This is a genomic window from Variovorax sp. P4_D9 (genome assembly GCF_056401695.1).
The window spans coordinates 1-922 of the sequence record NZ_JBFUIU010001600.1; the positions used below are offsets into that span (position 1 = coordinate 1).

The following is a 922-nucleotide window of genomic DNA, read 5'->3' on the forward strand; positions in this document are numbered from 1 at the left end:
ATCGTAGAGATCGTACGCCCCGGAACAGGCGATCCAGTTCCAGAGGGCGAAGTCGGCGAAGTTGTGGTCACGTCCTTGAACCCGGACTACCCCCTCATCCGCTTTGGCACGGGAGATCTTTCTGCGGTCCTGCCAGGACAGTGCGCAACCGGACGAACCAATGTCCGAATTCGCGGATGGCTTGGACGGGCCAATCAGACGACGAAGGTCCGCGGCATGTTCGTCAGCCCTGAGCAGGTGGCGGAAGTGGGTAGACGTCATCGTGCGGTCAGTCGGATGAGACTCGTTATCGGGGGCAGCAGTGCACTGGCTTGGCAGCCCGACGCGATGACCTTAAGGGTTGAGTATCCGAATCCAGACGATGCCCTACGCGCGTCAATCGCCAACACTGTTCGAGACATCACCAAGCTTCGTTGCGAAGTTGAAATAGTGGCACCTCAGAGCCTGCCAAACGACGGAAGGGTAATTGAGGATCTGCGCCCTGCCGATTCAGCGCCTTGATGCGCTTGCGTTAGCGCGCACTGGTACATACAAGCGAACCGACCCCGGTTGGACGTTGGATGCTCGCCTTGAATCTGTTGGGGCGTCCATTCGCGTCCGCCACTGCAACTGCGGCTCTTGAATCTCGGCGCCGCATCGAATCCCACTGAGCGCCCTTCTGCCGAGCAAGACAGGCGGGCAAAAGTGCTCCCCTCTCAGATTTGGAATTCCAAGAAGCGTGTGTGATTTGACGCGGCAGCGGCCCGTGGTGATTGGACATGAGTTGGAAGGAACGACAAGTCGGATGCCTTGATTCGGACAAACCCTGGATTGTCAACCAGCAGACATTTCAGATTTTTTGAATCTTCTACTGTCCGGCTTCGGACTGAGGTTTTGACCGCACACCAACAGGAGACAACACCATGAATATGCCGTTGCACAG

The 922-nt window shown here is 57.2% G+C and carries 1 protein-coding gene; it reads left to right on the forward strand.

All coding sequences use genetic code 11. The annotated features are described in order from the left end of the window. Positions 1 to 501, forward strand: a 501-nt coding sequence (locus AC1DY5_RS57180; RefSeq protein WP_478122966.1) for a phenylacetate--CoA ligase family protein, incomplete at its 5' end; no start/stop codon positions are given. Positions 502 to 922 lie beyond the last annotated feature (421 nt).